General features: G+C 50.1%; 7 protein-coding genes. 1 reads left to right on the forward strand and 6 read right to left on the reverse strand.

What is annotated here, in order from left to right:
- Window positions 1–167: 167 nt before the first annotated feature.
- Window positions 168–362 carry a DUF3117 domain-containing protein gene (locus QZT94_RS08365; protein ID WP_072509564.1) on the reverse strand — a complete coding sequence of 65 codons (195 nt, stop codon included), beginning with the start codon at window positions 360–362 and terminating at the stop codon, window positions 168–170.
- A 155-nt stretch (window positions 363–517) separates the two neighbouring features.
- On the opposite strand from QZT94_RS08365, the gene QZT94_RS08370 reads away from it, so the two are divergent.
- Window positions 518–1,153 carry a hypothetical protein gene (locus tag QZT94_RS08370; protein WP_296763094.1) on the forward strand — a complete coding sequence of 212 codons (636 nt, stop codon included), beginning with the start codon at window positions 518–520 and terminating at the stop codon, window positions 1,151–1,153.
- Between the two features lie 309 nt (window positions 1,154–1,462).
- Here QZT94_RS08370 and QZT94_RS08375 read toward each other — a convergent pair whose 3' ends face one another.
- From QZT94_RS08375 to QZT94_RS08395, 5 genes are all read right to left on the reverse strand, one after another.
- Window positions 1,463–2,206 (reverse strand): TIGR00730 family Rossman fold protein, encoded by a 744-nt coding sequence (locus QZT94_RS08375; RefSeq protein WP_072509568.1) that lies wholly within the window; start codon window positions 2,204–2,206, stop codon window positions 1,463–1,465.
- 116 nt (window positions 2,207–2,322) lie between these two features.
- Window positions 2,323–2,964: a class I SAM-dependent methyltransferase gene (locus QZT94_RS08380; protein ID WP_072509569.1), complete on the reverse strand. Its 642-nt coding sequence runs from the start codon at window positions 2,962–2,964 to the stop codon at window positions 2,323–2,325.
- Window positions 2,965–3,022: 58 nt separating this feature from the next.
- On the reverse strand, window positions 3,023–4,144 hold the full coding sequence (locus QZT94_RS08385; RefSeq protein ID WP_072509570.1) for an Mrp/NBP35 family ATP-binding protein: 1,122 nt from the start codon (window positions 4,142–4,144) through the stop codon (window positions 3,023–3,025).
- Between the two features lie 47 nt (window positions 4,145–4,191).
- Window positions 4,192–4,734 (reverse strand): DUF1003 domain-containing protein, encoded by a 543-nt coding sequence (locus QZT94_RS08390; RefSeq protein ID WP_072509571.1) that lies wholly within the window; start codon window positions 4,732–4,734, stop codon window positions 4,192–4,194.
- A partial coding sequence (locus QZT94_RS08395) for a CBS domain-containing protein (protein ID WP_296773366.1) occupies window positions 4,724–5,071 on the reverse strand: 348 nt, incomplete at its 5' end. The genes QZT94_RS08390 and QZT94_RS08395, both read right to left, overlap by 11 nt.

Consider the following 5,071-nt stretch of genomic DNA (forward strand, 5'->3'; position numbering starts at 1 on the left):
ACAGTGCCCAACGAGGTTAAGAAAATGGCTAAGACAATAGAGGAAGAATTTCGGCAGGAAACCTTGAAACTGTAGCTAAAATACTGCTGATGATTTCACTCAGATTTCAAGGGCGGATACTCAGCCGTAATGCCTGCACGATTCGCCACAGAAAGGTGGGAATACTTTTACGGTAAGTCGGGATATAGTTCGTGGATAGCTGCTGCCAGGTCGATAAGCTCTTTCTTGCTCATTTCGATTACCAGGCGACCGCCCCCTAAAGCGGGAAGTCGCAGCACCACTTCGCGACCTTCTTCCGTACGAGCCCCGTCCTCGGCTACCTCTAACGGACCATCTCCGGTTCGCGGTTTCATTGCTGCCATGCTGACCCCCGAGAGACAAAATAGGACTAAAAATTAAAGCTTACTCAGCTAATTATAGCAGATGGTGTCCTGCTTGGCTTTAGCTATTTTGGGAGGGAAATGGGAATTCGAGCAGCTGCTAGTTATTAAAACCAATGGGGTGTTAGGGTTAAATAATGGATGTGAAACGATATCCCGGTTTTGCGGTTCGTTTGACTGTCTATGCTTTCGGGCATTTTTTCTTTGAATTTGCGGCTAACTATTTCATAATCTCTCTAATTGCGCCCCAAATTACTTCATACCCGCAGATGATTACGGTGTTACTGCTTTACAATATCTGCGACTATGGTCTGCAGGTATTGATTGGTCTACTAGACGATGTGGTTCACTGTAACCATTTTTTAGCTGCTTTCGGAGCGGCGCTATTTATAATCGGGTATTTTTCTAGTCCCATTCCATGGCTAATGGCGGCGGTTGTAGGGACGGGGGCTGCTTTTATCCATGTTCCTCTGGGGCGTCAGGTTTTACTTGACCGCCCCGATAGTTACGCGGCTTTGGCTCCTTTTGTAGCCTCGGGGTCTTTCGGGGTGTTTTTAGGGCGGAAAATAGGTCTAATCCATGTGGAGATGGCGGGGGTGATACTTGCTTTAGCCCTGGGGATGATGTTTCTACTGATTGCGGTAGGGACAGGGGAGCGAACTGGGAACGCTGATATCGAATCCTCCCGCCTCGGCTACTACGAAAAGTACTCCACCAGCTACCAGTTCTACTCCCTCGGCTACAACATCCACCCCGACGCAGACATCATATGAGGAACAAACTACCAGCTCACCAGCTAAAGCAACCGCTAGCAAGCAAAATTCTCAAAACCAGGGAGTTAGCAAGGTGCTACTGATTGCTCTAGTAGTGCTTTTAGGGTTTATCTGCATAATCTCGGTTCTGTTACTTTACTTGCTGTTTGTGAAAAACAAGCACAGGCAATCTGATTTCCCAGGTTATCCTCGCTAAAGGTGATTGCAGCAGCGACTTTTACATTTCAAAACCTACCTACCTTTACTTCGCGTTCATTTTACCCAAGGACAAAACTGGTGCTGCGTTCTATAGAGGACGGGGGTAGGGGGCTAGCAATCTTTCGGGGCTTTGCCAATAATCTGCAAAGCCTCGGCAGGGGTATCTACCAGCTGCAATGCCGCGAGCTCTTTTTCTGTAATCATCTGGGAGCTAATTGCTTGTTCACGCACCCAAGACAGCAATCCGCTCCAGTAGTTTTTGCCAACTAGCACTATTGGGAAGGACTTAATTTTTCCGGTTTGTGCCAGGGTGACCGCCTCGAAAAGCTCATCTAGAGTACCGAATCCTCCCGGCAAAACTATAAAACCTTGAGCATATTTTACGAACATAGTTTTGCGAGCAAAAAAGTAGCGGAAGTAAATTCCCAAAGAAACCCAATCGTTGAACATTTGCTCGTGGGGCAGCTCGATACCAAGCCCCACGGAAATACCGCCGGCTTCACTACAACCTTTAGAAACGGCCTCCATTTGTCCTGGGCCCCCACCGGTTAGAACCGACCATCCGGCTTCAGCAAGCAGTTTTCCGGTTTCTTCTCCGAGGGCGTAGCTAGGGGTATTGGGGGCGGTGCGCGCTGAACCGAATACCGAAATTGCCGGGCCTAGTTCGGCTAGCGCCCCGAAACCCTCCACGAATTCGCTTTGAATACGCAAGACTCGCCAAGTGTCATTGTGAAGCCATTCAGTGTCTTTTTGTGGGCGGAGCAGGCGTTGCTCGGAAGTCTCGGTAGGTAATAACGGTTGGCGTAACTGGATAGGACCGCGCCTATAGATTCCATCATTTTTAAAACTTCTCACTCGCGCAGCATACCAGGAGAGGGTTTAAGCCAGGGCTAACTGCGCCGAAGAAGCCAGAGAAAACTCTGCTCCGGGAATAAAACGCGTTGAGTCAATCGCAAAAAACTGGAACAAATTTATTCTGGCGGACAGTAAACCCCGACCGCTAAGCCGTCCCCGCAGGTTAAAACATTGGAAATAAAGCGTTCATCACCAAGTAGGGAAGTGACTGCCCCACGCATTTGGGTAGTTTCCATTTCGCGGCGTGCGGGGTCTCCGACTTGATCCATCCAGAGGGAGTGTACGATTACCACCATGCCGCCCGGTCTTAACATTCGGGTTGCCTGTTCAATATAGCTGCTGATTTCCCGCACATCCCCATCGATAACCACCATGTCATAGGCGGCTTTGGCCATTCGAGGAAGTACTTCCAGAGCGTGCCCATTGATTAGACGAGTGCGGTTAGATTTTTGAGTTGCCACTCGAAACGCGCTGCGAGCCGCAGCCTGGAATTCTGATTCGGAGTCAATAGTGGTTAATACCCCGTTCTCACTCATTCCAGCTAACAGGTATAACCCGGAAACCCCCGCGCCAGTACCAATTTCAAAAACCGCTTTTGCGCCACAAGCTGCCGCTAGCATTCGCAAAGCTGCCCCGGTGGCGGGAGAAACTGGGCTAGCTCCCATCTCTACGGCGGTGGCGCGGGCTGCCACTATTACCGCGTCCTCGAAAACTTGAGACTCGGTCCAATCCCAACTTAAAGCCTTGCTGTTGTTCATAGTTACTTCCTTGCTAGCGGATTTGCGCTTTATCCAGTTTAGGAAAACTCAAAAGAGCCTAGAGCGGTTTGATACCGAGACTGCGTCCTGCCAGAGACTGAGTGCGTTTAGCCAGTGCCTGAGCTACCTGGCTAATAGCCTGAGATGCCGGGGAGTCTGGGTGGGTGGTTACCACAGGTCTGCCCTGGTCAGAGCCTTCTCGCAAAGCGATATCTAAAGGTACTTGCGCCAAAACTGGAACCTGGTATCCCAGTTGGGAACTAAGCCGTCCAGAAACCATGTCTCCGCCGCCACTGCCAAATAGATGCAATTTACTACCGTCTGCTTGGGGTAAATAAGACATATTTTCTATTACTCCAATTACCCGCTGGTCGGTTTGTGAACCGATAACCCCGGCACGCTCGGCGACTTCTGCGGCCGCCACTTGCGGGGTGGTTACTACCAAAATCTCTGATTTGGGCAGTAATTGGGAAATCGAGATGGCTACATCACCGGTTCCAGGGGGCAAATCTAGCAATAAAACATCCAGGTCGCCCCAGTAAACGTCGGCTAAGAACTGCTGGAGGGCGCGGTGTAGCATCGGGCCGCGCCAAATAACAGGTTGCCCATCTGGTACAAACATACCGATAGAAATTACTTTCACCCCGCCGGCAACTGGGGGCACAATCATGCCATCAATAACTGTTGGTTCTTCACTAACCCCCAGCATTCTGGGAATCGAAAAACCGTAAATATCAGCGTCAAGAACCCCGACTTTCACTCCCTGCATGGCAAGAGAAAGAGCCAGGTTAGCGGTCATTGAGGATTTACCAACTCCGCCTTTACCGGAAGTAATTGCGTAGATTCGGGTTAGGTTGTCGGGTTGGGTAAAGGGAATCACGTTTTGCGGCCCGGAGAGTTTCTCTTTTAATGCGGCACGCTGGTTTTCGTCCATGACTCCCATTTCTACGGTCACCGTACTTACACCGGGAACTTTAGAAACTTCTGCTTTTACGTCCTTTTCGATTACGGCTTGCATCGGGCAGCCCGCAATAGTTAAATCTACCCCAACTTTAACCGCTCCACCAGCATCTATAGATATTTCGCGTACCATATCTAAGTCGGTGATTGCCCGGCCCAACTCGGGATCGATTACCCGTGCGAGCGCTTGCTTGACTGCATCTTCATTTAACTGACTCATGTCTTTATCCTATATTGACTGCGGTTCCTGCTCACTTTCGCCAAGACCTATGACCGTTTGTCCCGCTCTAAGTGGTTATTATTTTGCTCATGGTCGCGGAGGCTGGAGTGTTTTTCTTCTTCCCGGATTTCCTCAAGGAGGTCGCGAAGTTCTGCCCGCACAAAGTCACGGGTAGCAACCTCAGACATCGCAATTCTTAAAGAAGCGATTTCGCGGGTTAAGTATTCAATCTCGGCATGATTGCGGACAGCGCGCCGCCTGTCCTGCTCGGCGGAAACTCGGTCACGGTCATCTTGACGGTTTTGCGCTAAAAGAATCAGGGGAGACGCATAGGAAGCCTGCAAAGAAAGCATTAAGGTCAGAACCGTAAATCCCAGGGTTGCACTGTCAAAGCGCCAAGCCTCCGGAGCCCAAGAGTTCCAGGCTAGCCAAACAATTACGAATACGGTTAAATAAACCAAAAACTGGGGAGTCCCCTGGAAACGAGCAAAAGATTCCGAAGCCCGCCCTACGCCCTCGGACTGCAAATTAATACGCGGAAGTCGAAAACGACGTTTTCTTTCACGCGGAATATCCAGCCTATCCGTCATCTTCGTTCCTGTCCCTTTCCATAGCTAGGTCAGTTTCGTGTTCATCAGCATCGCGCCAGTCTTCAGGCAAAAGATGATCGAGGACGTCATCGACACTAACTGCCCCTAAAAGATGTCGATTCTTATCAACCACGGGTACCGCTGTGAGGTTATAGGTGGCAAGTAACCTGGTGACCGTGCCAATTCCTGCCGATGGGTCTACGCCTTTTAAGTCGTCATCAAGAATTTTACCCAGTAGTGTTTGCGGAGGTTCCCGCAGAGCTTTTTGAATATGAACCGATCCCAGAAAACGCCCGGTTGGGGTTTCGGTGGGTGGACGACAAACACAACCCATGGC

This window comes from Varibaculum sp. (genome assembly GCF_008661855.1).
GTDB classification, from domain to species: domain Bacteria; phylum Actinomycetota; class Actinomycetes; order Actinomycetales; family Actinomycetaceae; genus Varibaculum; species Varibaculum timonense_A.

Excerpts from the sequence above, each read along its gene's own strand:
- QZT94_RS08365 (WP_072509564.1), bottom strand. The coding sequence starts at position 362 with ATGGCAGCAATGAAACCGCGAACCGGAGATGGTCCGTTAGAGGTAGCC.
- QZT94_RS08370 (WP_296763094.1), top strand. The coding sequence starts at position 518 with ATGGATGTGAAACGATATCCCGGTTTTGCGGTTCGTTTGACTGTCTAT.
- QZT94_RS08380 (WP_072509569.1), bottom strand. The coding sequence starts at position 2,964 with ATGAACAACAGCAAGGCTTTAAGTTGGGATTGGACCGAGTCTCAAGTT.
- QZT94_RS08385 (WP_072509570.1), bottom strand. The coding sequence starts at position 4,144 with ATGAGTCAGTTAAATGAAGATGCAGTCAAGCAAGCGCTCGCACGGGTA.
- QZT94_RS08390 (WP_072509571.1), bottom strand. The coding sequence starts at position 4,734 with ATGACGGATAGGCTGGATATTCCGCGTGAAAGAAAACGTCGTTTTCGA.